The organism is Novosphingobium sp., assembly GCF_041905565.1.
In the GTDB taxonomy this organism is placed as follows: domain Bacteria; phylum Pseudomonadota; class Alphaproteobacteria; order Sphingomonadales; family Sphingomonadaceae; genus Novosphingobium.
The window spans coordinates 89,995-106,192 of the sequence record NZ_JAYRKX010000003.1; the positions used below are offsets into that span (position 1 = coordinate 89,995).

At 68.9% G+C, this 16,198-nt stretch carries 12 protein-coding genes; 8 read left to right on the forward strand and 4 right to left on the reverse strand.

What is annotated here, in order from left to right; all coding sequences use genetic code 11:
* Positions 1–10 precede the first annotated feature (10 nt).
* The 3 genes from ACE3N9_RS03830 to ACE3N9_RS03840 form a co-directional block, all read right to left on the reverse strand.
* The gene (locus tag ACE3N9_RS03830; protein WP_374281019.1) at positions 11–1,756 is read right to left on the reverse strand and encodes a CocE/NonD family hydrolase; all 1,746 of its coding nucleotides are present in this window, start codon (positions 1,754–1,756) and stop codon (positions 11–13) included.
* On the reverse strand, positions 1,756–4,416 hold the full coding sequence (locus ACE3N9_RS03835) for a TonB-dependent receptor plug domain-containing protein (RefSeq protein ID WP_374281021.1): 2,661 nt from the start codon (positions 4,414–4,416) through the stop codon (positions 1,756–1,758). Before ACE3N9_RS03835 ends, ACE3N9_RS03830 begins: the two co-directional genes overlap by 1 nt.
* Positions 4,417–4,635: 219 nt before the next feature.
* Complete coding sequence (locus ACE3N9_RS03840; RefSeq protein ID WP_374281023.1) at positions 4,636–5,145, reverse strand: MarR family winged helix-turn-helix transcriptional regulator; 510 nt, start codon at positions 5,143–5,145, stop codon at positions 4,636–4,638.
* Between the two features lie 137 nt (positions 5,146–5,282).
* Here ACE3N9_RS03840 and ACE3N9_RS03845 point away from each other — a divergent pair, with 137 nt between their 5' ends.
* From ACE3N9_RS03845 to ACE3N9_RS03880, 8 genes are read left to right on the forward strand one after another with little or no spacing between them, the layout of a single operon-like run.
* A complete protein-coding gene (locus tag ACE3N9_RS03845) occupies positions 5,283–5,819 on the forward strand; it encodes a TRAP transporter small permease subunit (protein WP_374281025.1) in 537 nt (178 codons plus the stop codon).
* The gene (locus ACE3N9_RS03850; RefSeq protein WP_374281027.1) at positions 5,816–7,123 is read left to right on the forward strand and encodes a TRAP transporter large permease; all 1,308 of its coding nucleotides are present in this window, start codon (positions 5,816–5,818) and stop codon (positions 7,121–7,123) included. The genes ACE3N9_RS03845 and ACE3N9_RS03850 overlap by 4 nt, the downstream gene beginning before the upstream one ends.
* A 5-nt stretch (positions 7,124–7,128) precedes the next feature.
* Positions 7,129–8,178: a TRAP transporter substrate-binding protein DctP gene (gene dctP / locus ACE3N9_RS03855; RefSeq protein WP_374281029.1), complete on the forward strand. Its 1,050-nt coding sequence runs from the start codon at positions 7,129–7,131 to the stop codon at positions 8,176–8,178.
* Complete coding sequence (locus tag ACE3N9_RS03860; RefSeq protein ID WP_374281031.1) at positions 8,175–9,428, forward strand: CaiB/BaiF CoA transferase family protein; 1,254 nt, start codon at positions 8,175–8,177, stop codon at positions 9,426–9,428. The genes dctP and ACE3N9_RS03860 overlap by 4 nt, the downstream gene beginning before the upstream one ends.
* On the forward strand, positions 9,428–11,755 hold the full coding sequence (locus ACE3N9_RS03865; protein ID WP_374281033.1) for a 2-hydroxyacyl-CoA dehydratase: 2,328 nt from the start codon (positions 9,428–9,430) through the stop codon (positions 11,753–11,755). The genes ACE3N9_RS03860 and ACE3N9_RS03865 overlap by 1 nt, the downstream gene beginning before the upstream one ends.
* Positions 11,742–12,923 (forward strand): CaiB/BaiF CoA transferase family protein, encoded by a 1,182-nt coding sequence (locus ACE3N9_RS03870; protein WP_374281035.1) that lies wholly within the window; start codon positions 11,742–11,744, stop codon positions 12,921–12,923. Before ACE3N9_RS03865 ends, ACE3N9_RS03870 begins: the two co-directional genes overlap by 14 nt.
* Positions 12,923–14,107, forward strand: coding sequence for a CaiB/BaiF CoA transferase family protein (locus ACE3N9_RS03875; protein ID WP_374281037.1), 1,185 nt, complete (start codon positions 12,923–12,925; stop codon positions 14,105–14,107). Before ACE3N9_RS03870 ends, ACE3N9_RS03875 begins: the two co-directional genes overlap by 1 nt.
* Positions 14,104–15,207 (forward strand): CapA family protein, encoded by a 1,104-nt coding sequence (locus tag ACE3N9_RS03880; protein WP_374281039.1) that lies wholly within the window; start codon positions 14,104–14,106, stop codon positions 15,205–15,207. The genes ACE3N9_RS03875 and ACE3N9_RS03880 overlap by 4 nt, the downstream gene beginning before the upstream one ends.
* Here ACE3N9_RS03880 and ACE3N9_RS03885 read toward each other — a convergent pair.
* Positions 15,204–16,175: a hypothetical protein gene (locus ACE3N9_RS03885; RefSeq protein WP_374281041.1), complete on the reverse strand. Its 972-nt coding sequence runs from the start codon at positions 16,173–16,175 to the stop codon at positions 15,204–15,206. The genes ACE3N9_RS03880 and ACE3N9_RS03885 overlap by 4 nt on opposite strands.
* Positions 16,176–16,198 lie beyond the last annotated feature (23 nt).

Consider the following 16,198-nt stretch of genomic DNA (forward strand, 5'->3'; position numbering starts at 1 on the left):
TGCTGGCAGGTCATGGCTGGACGATCGGCAGGCTGACGCGCGACGGGCGCGCCGGATCGCTGATCAGGGTGATCCGGGCGGGCTGGGCAGCCTGGTCGCGGGCCCGCTCGCGGTGGTCGGATCCGGTCAGGGTGATCTGGATGCGGTGCCCCTTGGCGAAGACATAGGAGGTCGGCATCAGATCGAACTGCAAGCGCACCGGCACGCCGGGCTGGAGCGGCTGGGCGTCCTCGGCAAAGGCGCGGTGCCACGGCAGGCCGGGCAGCGCCCAGGGCGCCTCGCCCAGCTTGCGCAAGCTTGCCTTGAGCCGCCCCTCGGTCACCACCCGCACCGTGCCGTCGGGGGCGACGTCCTCGAGATAGAGGAACAGGTTGGCATCCGGCGTATCGGCGGCGATCCAGACATCGGCAAGCGGATGGCCCGTCACTTCGACCGGGGCGGACAGCACCTTGCCCGGCAGCGACAGGCCCTGCCCCGGCAGGTGACACGGCTGCACGGTCGATCCCGCGCCGCCTTCCTTGCAGGTCACGCCGTAATCCACCGCGAAGCTCTGGTTCAGCGCGGCCTTAGGCTGGCTGCCGGCGGCGATGCCCCTGGCGCCCAGCGTGAACTCGGTCTGCCGGGCCTGCGGCAGCGGCCACTGGCTGGTGGCGCGCCATTGGTTCGCCCCGGTGACGTAGTAGTGAACCGGCTCGTCGCGGTCGATCCCGGTGTCGATCCCCTTGAGGTAGCGGTCGAAGAAGCGGTGCGCTTCCTCGACCAGCGCAAAGCCATCGTTCTGGCAGTGCAGCCAGTCACCGATCAGGATCCGCGCGCCGGGAATGTTCATCCGCGCGATCAGGCCCTGGTCGCGCAGTTCATCGCGCCAGCCGCCAACCACGTAGAGGGGAATGCCGCTCCGCACGATCTGCGGCTGGTAGCTTGATGCGCTCCCTTCCGCCCAGAAGGTGCTTTGCAGCTGCGGCGAAAAGCTGTCGCGATACGGCAGCGCCTTCCACACATCGAACAGCGGCACGCCGCGCTGGTGCTGCTCGGCGGCGGCCCGCAGCATGACCTTGCCCTCGTCACCATCGACGGGTTTTGCCGCCATGTCCTGCTCGATCGTGCGGGTCGGGCCGGTGCCCCACTGCGCGAAGATCCCGCCGCGCCGCATCGCATCGTACTTGTTCCACGAAAAGCAGCCCGCGAACACCGCCTTGAGGTGCGGCGCCCCCACGGTCATCGCGTGCATCGCCGCATCGCCGGTGTTGGAGCAGCCATACTGCCCCACCATGCCGTTCGACCACGGCTGGCTGGCCAGCCATTCGATCAGCTCGTAGGCGTCCTGCGCCTCGTTGCGATCGTGATAGCCGCGCATCGTGCCGAAGGACTGCCCGTTGCCGCGCCGGGCGACCTGGACCACGACATAGCCATGGTCGGTCAGGCCCGGCATGGTCACGAACCCGCCCGCACGCGGCCCCACGCCGTCGCCGGGCTGCTGGGTGGCGGACAGCGAATGGTGCCAGATCACCGGAAAGCGGCCCTCAGCCGCCTTGCCGCCCACCGCCGGGCGCGCGACCAGCACGGCCAGCCGGGTCCCGTCGCGCATCGGCACGTAGAACGATTGGGTCACCTGCCCGGTGAACTGCCGGGGCGGCTGGTAGTGCCCGAAGCTGCTGGGCGCGGAGGCGGCCAGCAGCGCGGGAGTGGCAGCGGGCTGCGCCGCCGCCCCCGCGGCGAGCAAGCTCAACGCGGCGGCGGCCAGCGCGGCGCGCATCAGTACTTCACGCGGACCGAGGCGGCCAGCAGGCGGCCGATCGGATCGGTGGTGGTCGCATCATAACCGCCGCTGCCGTTCACGCTGGGCGCGATGTTGACGTAGGGCGGCTTGATGTTGAACAGGTTGCGCGCTTCCAGCCCGAAGGTCAGCGACTGGTCATCGCCCACCTTCCACGTCAGGTTGAGATCAACCGGAGTATAGCTCGACACGCGCTGGTTCGGGGTCGCCACCGGCGCGGCGGTGTTGGTGTACCCGTTCACGTGGGTTGCCCGCAGGGCCGCGGCGAAGGGCCCCTTCTCCCAGTTCAGCGCCGCACGCATCTTGAAGCGCAGCGGCTGGAAGATCTGGTTGAGCTGGCTGATGATCGGCGCGGACGGGGTCTGCGCGGTCTTGAAGCTGGTCAGGTAAGTCCCCGACAGGTTGATCCCGAAAGTGCCCAGCTTGTCGGTGGGGATGCGGTAATTGGCGGTAAAGTCGATCCCCCTGGTGATCGAGCGCCCCAGGTTCTGGCTGCGCCCGTCGACATAGAGCGTGACCGGGTTGGGCAGCACGCCGGTCGGCGGGGCAACGCCCGCGGCCAGCGCATCGGTGACGGCCTGCGCCGCCGCCGTGCCCTGCACGATCAGGCCGGTACCGTTATACTGCGCCAGCCGGGTCAGCACCGACAGGTCGGACAGCAGCGCGATCACCTGGTTCTTGTAATCGACGTTGAAATAGGTCGCCGACAGCCGCAGGTTCGGCAGCGGTTCCAGATCGGCCCCGATCGACCAGGTGGTCGCGGTTTCGGGCGACAGGCCAAGGTTGCCGCCCGAGCGCGCGACCCCGACGATCGGCGCGCCGCCCGCCGGATTCTGGTAGCTCTGCACGAACAGCTGGTTGGTGTTGCCATAGAGCTGCGGCAGGGTGGGCGCGCGGAACGAGGTGCCATAGGAGCCGCGCAGCTTCAGCCCATCGACCGGGGTCCAGTTGATGCCGATCTTGGGATTGGTGGTGCTGCCGACATCCGAATAGTTGTCATAGCGCACCGCCGCATCCAGTTCGAGCTTCTGGAAGCCGGTGGTCGCGTTGTCCGGCCCGAACAGCGGGATCAGCAGTTCGGCATAGGCCGAATCCACCCGGCGGCTGCGATAGGTCCAGGCCACCGCCGTGCCCGGGTTGCCGCGCGCGACACCCAGGTCCACCGTGAATTCCTGCCCTTCATAGCCCGCCGCCAGCTTGACCGTACCGCCCGGCAGTTGGAGCAGCGGCCCGTTGATCCGCGCTTCATAGCCGGTGTAATGCCCGACCGTCGGGTTGATCGAGATCTGGTTGAAGATCCCCGCGATGACCGAAGCCTGGGTCCGCCCCAGCCCATAGGGATCGAAGGCGGTCAGCGGATCGCTGCTCTTGAGCGCGTTGTTCAGCGCGGTGTTGTTGGTGCCCAGGAACGAGCTGGAATTGTCGCTCGTCCGGCCCTTGCCGATCAGCGCTTCGAACTGCCAGTCGCGGGGCAGCTTGATCTTGACGCCCGGAGTGATCTGCCAGCTTTCGCCGTACCCGGTCGAACTGTTGCGGGCCACGTCGCGCGCGAAATTGTAGTCGAGCGAATAGCTGGACCCGGTGAAGCCGGCCGGGCGGATGAACCAGGCATTGGTCGACGGCACGGTCAGCGAAGCGTTGGCAAAGGCGGGATTGCGCTCGAACGTGCGGCGCGAATAGAACCCGTCGGCCAGCACGGTCAGCCAGTCGGTCAGCTCGAAAGTGAAAGTGCCGTTGACCGAATCGTACTTCTGGCGCGGGATCAGATCCTGACCCTGCAGGTCGTCGCACTTGTTGCTGGTCCCGCCAACCAGCTGGCTGGCAGCCGTGACGCCGCCCGCCGGAATGGCATAGGTGGTGGTCACCCCGGCCTGGGTCGCGCGGATATTGCCCGGCTGGCAGCGCAGCACCGAATAGTCGCTGCCGCCCTGCGCGGTCTGGTTGCTGGTGAAGAACGGCCGGTCCGAACCGTTGAGATTGCTCTTTTCAACGTGTTCGTAGGCGATCATCACCTGGCCGCGATCGAACTTCTTGCCCGCCGCGATCCCGGCCGAATATTCGTGATAGATCCCGTCGCCCGACACGCCGCCGCGGGCAAAGGCCTCGATCCCGTTCAGGCTGCGGCGCGGGATCAGGTTGACCACGCCCGCGACCGCATCCGAACCATAGATCGCCGAAGCGCCGTCCGCGACCACCTCGACCCGCTCGACGCCCAGCGTCGGCAGGACCGACGGGTCGGTCGAACGGCTGTTGTTGGTGACGCGGTGGCCATCGATCAGGATCAGCGTCGCATTGGGACCGATCCCGCGCAGGTTGACCGAGTTGCCATAGACGATGTTGCCCGCGCCGCCGGTCTGCCCGCGCGAGTTTTCCGACACGCCCAGGTCGAACACCTGCGGCAGTTCCTTGATCGCGCGGTCGATGGTGACGCGGCCCGATGCGGCCAGGTCGGCCGCGCCCAGGGTGGTCACGGTCGATCCGACCGGCGCTTCGCCGCGCACGCGGCTGCCGGTAACGATGATCGCCTCTTCGCCATCGCCGGCCGGGGCGGACTGCGCCTGGGCGCTGCCGGGCGCCAGCAGCGCAATTGCCAGGGCGAAACCCGAAGCGCGAACAGTGATCGACTTTGCAATGGCCATTTTCATCCTCCCGCTCGACAAGCGAAGCTGCATTCCGGTGCCCGGAAGGAAGGGGAAAGCGGCGAGCCCGTCTGGCCCGCACCGAATGGCGATTCGCCTCGCCCTCTCCACCGCCCGGCGGCCGCCCTGTTGACGTGCCGACAGGGGACGCACTTCGCCCCCAGGCAGCCAAGGTGTCGATCAATTAGTGGAAGAAGTCAACTATCCTTTTGCAGGACGTTACCCCGGCTGGGCGGAACCGTCCTCGCGCACGATGGCTTCGTACATCCGGTCCAGCAGCTCCGACAGCAGCTGCATTTCCCCGGGCGAAAGCTGGTGCAGCACCGCCGCTTCGGTTTCGTCCATCAGCGAGAACAGGTGGTTGAGCTTGGCCGCCCCGGCGGGCGTTACATAGAGCGCGTAACGGCGCCGATCCTGCGTTGAACGGCGGCGTTCGGCCCAGCCGAACTTTTCCATTTCATCGACGATGGTGACGGTGACCGACTTGTCCAGCCCCACTTCGCGGGACAACTCGCTTTGCGAGATGCCGGGATTGGCCTCGACGATGGCGAGCGATGAAAACAGCCCGGAGCGCAGCCCTTCATTGGCGGTAACCGTGGCAAAATTGCGCGACAGCTGGTTCTGGACACGGCGCAGGCGAAAGCCGACGAACTGCCCCAGCCGGCCCAGGTTGATCCGCGCGGGCGCCGCATCGCCATCCCGTTCCAGCAGCTGGCTCTTCGCGTTCATCGGACCGGATCCATTCGTTTTGTTGACAAACAAAATAGTTGAAATATTCTACCGTCTGCTAGACAGCCCCATTAGACGGCTGCAAGCGCGATGTGTCAACCGTCCGACCGGTTGCACGATGTGGAGAGGCGTTTGCGATGAACCACCCGGCCAGCCCGCTGGAGGCCCACCTCCCGCCCGAGGAAAGCCTGTCCGACCTGCCCGAAGACGGCGCGGCGCAGGCCCGCGGGCCGCTTGCCACGCTGGCCTATGGGCTGGGCGGCTTCGGCCTGCTGGGCGCGACCGCCACCGATGCGCTCGCCGTGGCCGGGCGCCATACCGGGCTGCACCTGCTGGGTTCGATCGAACTGGTCCAGGCGATGGTCGTGCTGCTGGGCACCTCGGCCATGCTGATCGCCACGCTGGTCGGCGGGCACGCCTCGGTCCACATTGTCACCGAACGGCTGCCCCGCCAGGCGGCCGCGCGCCTGGCGCGGATCGCGGCGGGCCTGAGCGCGCTGGTGTTCCTGGTGCTGGCGGCCGGTTCGGCGCTGGTGCTGCGCGACCTGTGGCACGGGTTCGAGGAAACCGAATTGCTGTACATCCCGATCCGCTGGCTGCGACTGGTGTGGATCGGCTTTGCGCTGCTGATCGCCGCCACCTTCCTGCGCATCGCCCTGCGGAGGCCGGCATGATCGCGCCCGAAACCATCGGCGTGCTGGGCATCGCCGTGCTGCTGCTGCTGCTGGCGGGGGGCGTGCCGATCGGGATTGGCCTGCTGCTGGTCGGGCTGGGCGGGCTGGCGGTGATGCTCAGCCCCGAAGCCGCGCTGATCAAGGGCGGGGTCGTCTCGTTCGAAGTGCTCTCGAAGTACGAGCTGGGGGTGCTGCCGCTGTTCCTGCTGATGGCGCACATCTGTTTTGCCGCCGGGGCCAGCCGCGATTTCTTCGATGTCGCGGCCAAGTTCGTCGGGCATCGCCGGGGCGGCCTCGCGCTTGCCTCGATCGGGGGCTGCGCGGGGTTCGGCGCGATTTCGGGGTCGAGCCTGGCGACGGTCGCCACGATCAGTTCGGTCGCCCTGCCGGAAATGCGCAAGGCCGGCTATCATCCCGGCTTCGCATCGGGCGCGCTGGCCGCGGGCGGCACGCTGGGATCGCTGATCCCGCCATCGGGCGCGCTGATCGTTTACGGGATCATTGCCGAACAATCGATCGGCAAGCTGTTTGCCGCCGCCGTGGTGCCGGGGCTGTCCCAGGCGGCGGCCTATCTGCTGACGATCATGCTGATCTGCGCCTTCCGGCCCGAGCTTGGCCCGGCCACCGCCCGCGTGCCGTGGCGCGAGCGCCTGCCCGCGCTGCGCAAGGTGATCGACATCTTCGCGCTGATCCTGTTCGTGATCGGCGGGCTGATGATCGGCTGGTTCACGCCGACCGAGGCGGCCTCGGTCGGGGTGGTCGGATCGCTGGTGCTGCTGACGGTGCGCGGCGGCCTGAACCGCGCCACTGTGGTCGATGCGCTGCGCGCCACCTTGCGCACGGCGGGGATGATCTATGTCGTGATCATCGGCGCGCTGGTCTTTGCCACTTTCATCAGCACCACCGGCATCACCGAGGCGCTGTCCGGCGCGGTGACCGATTTCCACGCCAGCCCGGTGGTCGCCATCATCGTCATGACGCTGGTGCTGCTGCTGCTCGGTTCGTTCCTGGACGGGGTGGCGCTGATGCTGCTGACCACGCCGATCTTCCTGCCGATCGCCCAGCAGCTGGGCTACAGTCCGATCTGGTTCGGGATCTTCCTGGTGCGCACGATGGAAATCGGCTTTGTCCACCCGCCGCTGGGGCTGAACATCTATGTCATCCAGGGGATCGCCAAGGACCTGTCGCTGGGCACGATCTTTCGCGGGGTGATCCCGTTCCTGGGGGCCGATTTCATCCACCTGGGCTGCCTGATCGCGTTCCCGGCGCTGACCTTGTGGCTGCCCGGACTGGTGGCGGGGTAAGGATCATGCGCAAGTACATCGCCCTCGCCCTCGCCGTGTTGCTCGCCGCCTGCGCCAAGGCGCCGGCGCCAGTGGCCGAAGTGACGCTGACCTATGCCAGCCCCTATCCGCCGGGCCACCCCTTCAGCCAGGCCGACAGCGACTGGATGAAGCACGTCGAACAGGCCAGCCAGGGGCGGATCGCCTTTCGCCCCTACTGGTCGGGATCGCTGCTGAGCAGCGACATGAGCATGGTGGAGATCCGCCACGGCCTGGCCGACATCGGCCTGATTACCCCGATCTATGCCCGCGGCGGGGCGCACATGCTGCGCGCGCAATCGGGCTTTTACGGCGGGGTCCAGTCGATCGGCGACCAGGTTGCGGTCTATGACTGCCTGGCCGCGAAGTTCCCCGAATTCGGGCAGGAATTGCAGGGGCTGCACGTGCTGGCGGTCCAGGGCGGAAACTTCCCCGGCGTGCTGACCCGCAGCAAGCCGGTCCGCACCCTGGCCGACCTCAAGGGCCTGCGCCTGCGGGCGCAAAGCGATGCGATCGACGTGCTGCGCGATTTGGGCGCGGACCCGGTCAACATGCCGATGGGCGAAGTCTATTCGGCGCTGGCCAAGGGCGTGATCGACGGCGTGGTGGCGCCGGCCGACACGATCAAGAGCCTGCACTTTGCCGAAGTGGCGCACCACTTCACCAGCCTGCGCTTCAGCCGCGGCGCCTATCCCGCTCGCGCGATGAGCGATGCCGCCTGGCGCCGCCTGCCGAGCGATCTGCAGGCCCTGCTGCTGGCCAGCAAGCCGGTCTGGGAAGCGGCGCTCAACCGTCAGCTGCTCAAGGCCGAACAGGCGGGGATCGACTTTGCCCGCGACCACAAGGTCGAGATGATCGCCCTGCCCGCATCCGAGCAGGCGCGCTTCGACGAGCTTTACAACCGCTATGCATTGACCCAGGCCCGCCGCCTGCCCGCTTATGGCATGCAGGGCGAACCCGTCCTGGCCGAGGCCCAGCGCCTGATCAGGGCCGGGGCCCGGCCCTGCGCGACCCAACCAACCGGAGTATTGAAATGAGCAATGGCAGCGACCTCATGCACAGGCCGCTCGAAGGCCTGACGGTGATCGACCTGACCCGCGCGCTGGCCGGGCCCTATTGCACGCTGCTGCTGGCGGGCCTGGGCGCAAAGGTGATCAAGGTCGAGGAACCGCGCGGCGGCGACATGGCGCGCGAGAACAGCCCTTACCTCGGCCGTGACGGCATCACGGTGGAGCGCAATCACGACGACGACCTGTCGCTCTCGCACCTGACCCGTGCGCGCGGCAAATACGGCGTCTCGCTCGATCTCAAGAACCCGGCCGCGCGCGAGGTCTATTTCGACCTGGTCAAGCAGGCCGACGTGGTGGTCGAGAATTTCACCGCCGGCACAGCCGACCGGCTCGGCGTGGGTTACCAGGCCTGCAAGGCGGTCAACCCGCGCGTGGTCTTCGCCTCGCTGTCAGGCTTCGGCGCGACCGACCGCGACGGGGGCAAGGCGATGGACGTGATCGTCCAGGCCTTGTCGGGCGCGATGTTCACCAGCGGCGAACCGGGCCACCCGCCGGTGCGGATCGGCATTCCGGTGGCCGACATGCTGGCCCCGGTGTTCACCGTGATCGGCATCCTGGCCGCGATCGAACAGCGCCACAAGACCGGCGCCGGCCAGCACGTCGACGTGTCGATGCTCGGCGCGCTGACCAGCTTCGTCGCGATCGAGAACTGGTCGGCGATGGCCGCCGCCGGGATGCCCTCGCGCACCGGGCTGACCGTCCAGCGCCTGTCCCCGTTCGGGGTGTTCGAATGCGCCGACGGCTATGTCGCGGTGGTCGCGGTGCATGAACCGCTCGCCAAGGGGCTGTTCGCGGCAATGGGCCAGAGCGAGCTGGCCGAGGACCCGCGCTTTGCCAACCGCGATGCCCGCGTCGCCAATGCGACCGAGCTGGAAGCGCGGATCAACGCCTGGTCGCGCCAGCTGCCCACGGTCGAAGTGGTCCGCAAGCTGGAGGCGCAGGGCGTCCCCGTCGCCCCGGTGCGCCACCCCGAGGACGCGCTGGTCGATCCGCGCGTGGTCGCGCGCAAGGAAACCATGGCGGTCGAACACCCGACCTACGGCTCCTCCATCGACCTGCGCACCGCCGGGGTGCCGATCCAGTTTTCCGGCGCGACGACCGGGTTTGATGATGCCCTGCCGGTCCAGATCGGCCAGCACAACGACACCGTGTTCAAGGACCTGCTGGGCTACAGCGACGAGCGGCTGGCCGAGCTGGCCGCCGCAGGCGCGATCTGATGCTGGATGCCGAGGCAGAAGTTGCCCGCGCGCGGGCTGAGGGGCGCCGGCCGATCCGCGTGCTGGCCTATGATGCGCCGCGCGCCCGGCTGATCGCGGCGGGGTTCCAGCCCGTCCGCCTGGTCGCCCCGCGCCTGTCCGCCACGCCGCGCGCCGATGCGGTGATGGGCGCGGCGGAAATGGGCCCGCGCGGGCGCGCGCTGCTCGAAGCGCTGATCGATCCGGCACAACCGGACGTGCCGGTGCTGATCACCCAGGCCGACAGCGAACAGCCGCAGATCTTTGCCGCGCTGCGCGAACTGGGCCGACTGGGCGAGCCCGTCCCCCATCACGTCCACTTCCTCGACCTGCTGCACCTCAGCCGCCCGGCTTCGGCCCGCTACAACGCGGCCCGGCTGGCGCAGCTGGATAACTGGTTGGCCGCGCTTGGCGGCACGGCTCCGACTGACGTTGCCCTGGCAGAGGCCGAAGCCCTGCTGGCGCGGCAGGCGGACGTTCTGGAAGGCATGGCCCTGACCGGAACCCAGCGGCTTGACCTGATCGCCATGACCGCGATCCTGCCGCCGCAAGCGGCCCTCGCCGCGCTGGCCGAGGTCGAGAGCGCCCCCCTGCCCGCCGGACCGCGCGTCTATCTCGCCGGGTCGGCGCACGAAGGCAGCGAAATCTACCGCGCCATCGAGGCCGCCGGCGCGCTGATCGTCGGCGAGAACCATGCCTGGGGCCGCCGTATGCTGCGCGGCGATACCTGCCCTGCGCGGATCGACAGTGCCGAGCGGCTGGCCGCCTGGACCGCCGCCGACATTGCCCGCAGTCAGCCGGACCTGGTCCTGCACCTCAGCCTCGATGGCGACGAGGCCGCGCCGTGGGATGTTGCCGCCTTGAAGCGCGCGTTGCCGCAGGGCCTGCGCTTTGAACTGCTGCGCTGCCGCTCGCTCCCCGATGCGCAGCTGGCGGACAAGCTGGCCGCGCTGATCGCGGGCCGCGCGGAAGCCCCCCCGCCCCCGCGCCCCGCCGCGCCCAAGGCCGCTACGCCCCCGCGCAGCCCGGCGCGCAGCCGCAAGGCCCTGTCCTCCACCGGGGACGTCAACGCCTACCAGCGCGAATGGTTCGCCTCGGTGCGGCAACAGGTGGCCGATGGCGCGCCCTTTGCCATGGTCAATGCCAATGCCCCGCAGGAAATCCTGCGCGCGCTGGACGTGCCCTTCGTGGTCAACCAGTGGTGGGCCTCGATCGTCGCGGCCAAGCAGCAATCGCGGCGCTATCAGGGCCTGCTGCGCGCGCATGACTATCCCGGCGATGTAGAAGCCTACAGCGCGCAAGGGATCGCCGCCGCGTTTGACGACGATGCGGAAAATGCGCCGTGGGGCGGCCTGCCCAAGCCCGACTTCGTCCACGCGGTCGCCAGCAGCGATCCCACCGCCAAACTGTTCGAACAATGGGCGCGCGAAACCGGGGCGGACTGCTTCATTTACGAGCGCACCATCGATCCGCGCGCCGACCTGTTTTCGGACTGGTGGGCGCAGCTCCCCGCGCATTGGGACAGCGTGCTGGAGGACGAGCGCGTTGACCTGATGCTCGCGGAAATCCGCGAGGTGATCGCGCGGGTCGAGGCAAAGACCGGACGCACTTTCGATCCCGCGCGGTTTGCCGCGGTGATGGACCTCGTCAACGAGCAGGAGGACTATTACCGCAAGACCCGCGACCTGATTGCCCGCACCGTTCCCGCCCCGATCGGGCTGGTTGACCAGATGCCCGCGACCATGGTGCCGCAGTGGCATCGCGGCACCGAATGGGCGCGCGATGCGGCCAAGACCTTCTACGAAGAGGTCAAGGCGCGCGCCGATGCGGGGCTTGGCGCGGTGCAGGACGAGAAGATCCGCCTGATGTGGGTCGGGCGCGGGCTGTGGAGCGAAATGGGCTTCTACCAGAAGTGGGAGGACAGCCACGGCGCGGTGTTCGTCTGGTCGATGTATCTCGCGCTGGCGGCGGACGGCTATATCCGCGAGTTGTCGGGCGGGCGCGATCCGCTGCGCGCGCTGGCCAGCCGGGTGATCTGCATGGGCGATGAATTGCGCATGCCGACCTGGGCCGGGCCGTGGCACGTGCACGAGGCGCAGACCCACCAGGTCGATGGTGCGGTGGCCTTGCAGGATGCCGACCCCTTCGTGATCCGGGCCTTGCGCGCCGCGGGCATTCCGGTGCTGGAACTGACCGCCGACAACTTCAACCGCGAGAACGAGGACGGCGCGGCAATCGACGCGGCGATCACCGCGTTCATCGAAGGGCCCGCGAGCGAACGCGCCGAGGCACGCCATGCCCGCACTTGATGGCCTGAAAATCGTCGATTTCTCGCGCTTCCTGCCCGGCGCCTATGCCAGCTGGATCGCGGCCGACATGGGCGCGGATGTCGTGCGGATCGAACACCCGCGCGAACTGGCCAAGGCCGAAGCGATGTTCGGGCGCGGCGATGATCCGGCACAGGCCGCCCGCCGCCGCGCCCGCCCCAGCTACACCCGCGGCAAGCGCAGCCTCAAGATCAATCCCGGCAGCGCGGCGGCGCGCCCGGTGCTGGAACGGCTGATCGCCAAAGCCGACGTGCTGATCGAGGATTACCGCCCCGGCGTGATGGCGGCGATGGGCTATGGCGCGGAGGCGATGCGCGCGCTCAACCCGCGCCTGATCTACCTGTCGGTCAGCTTTGCCGGGCAGACCGGGCCGGACGCGGGCCGCGCCGGGCACGATCCGCTGGCGCTGGCGATGGCGGGCGCCTTGTCGCGGCTCAACGGCCTGCCGGTGCCTTCGCTGCCGGGCTTGCAGGTGGCCGACGTCTTGACCGGGGCGCATGCGACCATCGCCATGCTGCTCGCCTTGCAAGGGCGGGAGCGGTCGGGCCGGGGCGATCATATCGACGCGGCGATGACCGATGCCTCGCTGCCCTTGCTGCTGGTGTCGATGGGGCGGCACGACAATCTGGACGAGCTGGCGCCGCTCGGCACCTGGCATCCCAAGGGCGGGGTCTGGTTGTGCCAGGACGGGCAATACCTCTGCACTACCGACATGGAACCGGCCTATTGGCGGCGGTTCTGCGTGGTGATCGGGCGCGAGGACCTCGCCGCGCGCCAGCATGACCTGGCCGCGCACCCCGCCATGCAGGCCGAAATCGCGGCGGTGATGCTGACCCGCCCCCGCGACGAATGGTTCGCGCTGCTCTCCGCTGCCGATACGCAGGCCATGCCGGTCTGGTCCCCGGCCGAGGCGCTGGCCCACCCCCACCACCGCGCGCGTGGGCGGGTGATCGAAGTGCCGCTGGCCGGACAGGACGCGCCGCTGACCCAGCTTTCCCTGCCCTTCGGCTTTGCCGAGATGCAGCCCGTCCCGCCCCGTGCTGCCGGGGCACCGGGGGCGGACAATGCCGCAATCCTCGCCGAACTCGGCTTTGACGAGGCGGAACTGGCCGCAGCGGGCGCCTTTTCGGCTGAGCGGGAGGCGCGCTGATGCAGCCGCTCGCCGGGATCAGGGTGCTCGATTTCACCCACGCCATTGCCGGGCCGACCGCGACCCAGATGTTCCAGCAACTGGGCGCGGAAGTGATCAAGGTTGAACCGCCCGAAAAGGGCGACGACTTCCGCCACTATACCGAACACGCCGGGCTGCCGGGGATGAGTGTGCCGTTTGCCGCGGCCAATTTCGGCAAGCGCTCGGTCACGCTCAACCTCAAGAGCGAGGCTGGACGGCGGATTGCCCACGAGCTTGCCGCCAGGGCCGATGTGGTCGCCGAAAACTACCGCCCCGGCGTGATCGCGCGGCTGGGGCTGGGTTACGATGAACTGGCCAGCGCCAACCCGCGCCTGATCATGCTCTCGCTCAGCGGCTTCGGACAGGAAGGGCCGTGGCGCGATTGGGGCGCTTATGACCATATCGCGCAGGCGGTGTCGGGCATGGCGCTGATGAACGGGACCGAGGCCGGGCCGTTCAAGATCGGCATTCCGGTGGTCGATTGCTTTACCGGCTATCTCGGCGTGATCGCCGTGCTGGCGGCGCTGCGCGAGCGCGATGCGACCGGGCGCGGCAAGGCGATCGATGTGGCCATGCTCGATGCCGCGCTCAAGATCATGGGCACGGCGGCGAGCATGTGGTCCTATACCGGCGTTGCCCCCAAGGGCACCGGAAACCGGGGTTTCCGGCTGGTCGCGACGGCGGAATACTATGCCACGGCGGATGGCTGGATCGCGCTGGGGGCGAACCACCAGCACCAGGTCGAAGCGCTGTTCAAGGCGCTGGGCCACGCCGAACTGCTGGACGATCCGCGCTTTGCCACCCACCCCGCGCGGGTCGAGCACTATGCCGCGCTGAAAGCCTGGCTGACCGCGCATCTGCTGACCCGCAGCGCTGCCGAGCTGGAAGGGCTGCTGACCGGCGCAGGGATCCCCGCCGCCATGCTGCGCGACATTGGCGAGGCGCTGAGCCATCCGCATGTCGCGGCGCGCGGGCTGCTGCAAGAGGCCATGCTGCCCGGACATGACGCGCCGCTCGGCGTGCTTGGCCCCGGCTTTGCGGCGGAGCGCGGCGCGGACCTGCCACAGGTCCCGGTGCTGGGCGCGGATACCCAGGCGGTGCTGGGCGAACTGGGCTATGACACCGCCGCGATTGCCGCGCTGCGCGAGGCCGGGGCGATATGAGCACCGCCGAGATCCTGCTGCTGGGCGACCTGATCCTCGACGTGCCAGAGCCGGATCACTGGCTGGCGGGCATCGCTCCGCTAACCCGCGCGGCGGACCTGACCATCGGCCACCTCGAAGTGCCCTATACCACCAGCGCCGAGGAGCGCCCCGGCGATGTCCCCGCCCCCGGCGCGAACCCGGCGCACCTTGATGCGCTGGCGCGGGCCGGGATCGGCGCGGTCAGCATGGCGGGCAACCACATGATGGATTGCGGCGTGCCGGGACTGGTCGAAACCCTGGCCGGGCTGGCGCGCAATGGCATTGCCCATGCAGGGGCAGGTCTGACCCTGGCGGCGGCGCGCGCGCCCGCGCTGATCGACTGCAAGGGGCGCACGGTGGCCCTGCTCAGCTACAATTGCGTCGGGCCGGAACTGTGCTGGGCGGGCGAGGCGGAACCGGGCTGCGCCTATGTCCGCGTGGCGGCCAGCGACGGCGGGCCAAGCCGCCCCCAGGCCGAACTGACCGAGATCGACCCGGCCTCGCAGGCCGCGATGGAAGCCGATATTCGCGCCGCGCGGCGACACGCCGACCTGGTGGTGGTGGCGCTGCACAAGGGGATCACCCACGTCCCCGCGCGGCTGGCTGCCTATGAACGCCCGCTCGCCGCAGCGGCGATCCGCGCCGGGGCCGATGTGGTCGCCGGGCATCACGCCCACATCGCGCGCGGGATCGAACGGGTTGATGGCAGGCCCGTGTTCCACGGCCTGGGCAACGGCTGCGTGGTCACCCACGCGCTGGCCCCGGCACAGGACCATCCGGCGCGCGCGGCCTGGGTGGAACGGCGCAAGCAGCTGTTCGGGTTCGAGCCTGACCCCGCCTACCCCCTTGCCCCGTTCCATCCCGAAGCGGTCAACGGCATGATCGGGCGGCTGCTGTGGCACGAGGACGGGCGGATCGAGGCTGGCTTCCTGCCGATCTGGTTCGAACCGCCGGGCCGCCCGGTGCCGGCCGGCGCGCGCAGCGCCGAAGTGGCGGACTATATCGCCCGGATCGGCGAAATTGCGGGACTGCCCCCGGTCAGCTTGGTGGCCGAACGCGGGGGCTACCGCCTCGGCTAGAAGCCCTTGGTCTGCACCGTCCAACCCGGCGTCTGGCACAAGGTGCAGTCCTTGCCGACAAAGCTGGCCGCCGCGCGCGGCTTGCGCTTCAGCCAATGGTCCAGCCAGTCGATCACCAGCGGGGTGAACACCCCGCCGCGCGGATCGCGCCAATGCACGCTGTGGCCGGTGCCCGCGTGCCACACGCGCAGCGCCGGGGCGCCCGCAAAGGCCGCGAAATCGGCATTGGCGTTGGGATAGGCGATATCGCTGTCATCGCCGCTGATCCAGGCGATGGGCACGTGGATCCGCTTGAGACTGGCCTTGATCGCATCGCCGGTCCCCGCCAGCGGCTTGGTACCCACCCCGAAAGTGCCGCTGTTCAGCACCACCAGTGTCCGCACCCGCTTGTCGGCTGCCGCCGCGATCGCCTGCAGGCCGCCGCACGATTGGCCCATCACCGCGACCGCGCGGGTATCGAGCCGCCCGTAATAGGGACTGCCCTTGCGCGCGTTCTCGGCCTCGGCCCAGTCGATCGCATCGCCCAACTGCGCGGAATAGGAATAGGGCGCGCGATCAGCCGGGGCAGGCGCGGCGTTGGGGGTAATGTCGGTCTTCCATTCGACCACTTGCGGCCCGCGCGGACCGATCGCCAGCACCAGATAACCCCGGCTCGCAACTTCGGTGAGGAAATAGCGGAAGCGATTGCCATAATTGGCGCAGGCGCCATTGCCCCAGGCGATGATCGGCAGCTTGCCGACGCGGCTGGCCGCAGCCAGATCGCGCGGGCGATAGATGGTGTGGGTGGGGAGCGCAGGATCGCTGACCATGTCGGCCTTGAACGGCCCCGCCCCGCCCGCTTCGGCCAGCGCAGTCGCCTGGGCAACTTGCTGGGCCATCTCTGCCGGAGGGGCCTCGTCGGTCACCGGCTGCGCCAGCAAGGCGGCGGGCGCAAGGGCGAGGACCAGGGGGAACATCAAGCGCGGCATGGCAGTCTCCTTGCAGGCGGGCG